Here is a 1,016-nt window from a genome sequence, read left to right on the forward strand (position 1 = left end):
CCCGATGCACAGCGTGCCCCAGCTCAAGAAGCTCATCGACTGGGGGCACTACACCGTCGAACAGAAGCACGCGCTGGGCCGCAGGATCCCGCAGACCCACGGCAAGGTGGTCGGCGGGTCCAGCTCCGTCAACGGCATGGTGTTCGTGCGCGGCAACCGCCGCAACTTCGACGACTGGGCCGCCGAGGGCAACACCGGCTGGTCCTACGAGGACGTACTGCCCAGCTTCCGCACATTCGAGTCCTTCGAGGACGGCGCCAACCAGTTCCGCGGCGACTCCGGCCCGATCAAGGTGATCCGGGCCCGCGACCTGACCCCCGCCTCCGAATCGTTCATGCAGGCCTTCACCGAGACCACCGACCTGCCGCTCAACCCCGACTACAACGGGGCGGAACAGGAAGGCGTCTCGATCCTGCAGCAGAGCAACAGCGACGGCCTGCGCTCCAGCACCTCGGTCGGCTACCTCGACGACCGGCCGAAAACCCTGACCGTGCTGGCGAATACGCAGGTCCTGCGCATCGTGATCGACAACGGCCGGGCCGTCGGCGTGGAATACCGCACCGGCCACGGGACCGAGTTCCTGCACGCCGACCGCGAGATCATCGTCAGCGCAGGCGCTTTCGGCTCACCCCACCTGCTCATGCTCTCCGGCATCGGCCCCGCCGACCACCTGCGCGCCTTCGGCATCGACGTCGCCGCCGACCTCCCCGTCGGCGACAACCTGCACGACCACCTGTTCGTCCCCATGTCCTTCGCCATGCCCACCGCCCTGCGCCGCTCCTCTCCGGCCTACTTCGCCCGCGCCTTCGTCCGGGAATCGTTGCGCAACAACACCACCTGGCTGGCCCGCAGCGTCTTCGAAGCCGTCGCCTTCCTGCGCACCCCCTACACCACCGGCATCCCCGACCTGCAACTCCACGTCCTCCCCTGGAGCTACCCCGGCCCCAACCAGGACGCCCCCCCCCCCCCCCACCCCCCCCCCCCCCCCACCCAAAAAAAAAAAGTTCACAAAAAAA

At 67.9% G+C, this 1,016-nt stretch carries 1 protein-coding gene; it reads left to right on the forward strand.

Annotation, left to right across the window (positions count from 1 at the left end):
* Positions 1-13 precede the first annotated feature (13 nt).
* The coding region (locus ACIRS4_RS39370) for a GMC family oxidoreductase (protein ID WP_404205258.1) at positions 14-1,016 on the forward strand (1,003 nt) is incomplete at its 3' end.

The organism is Streptomyces sp. NPDC101166, from assembly GCF_044768125.1.
Classification (GTDB): Bacteria; Actinomycetota; Actinomycetes; order Streptomycetales; family Streptomycetaceae; genus Streptomyces.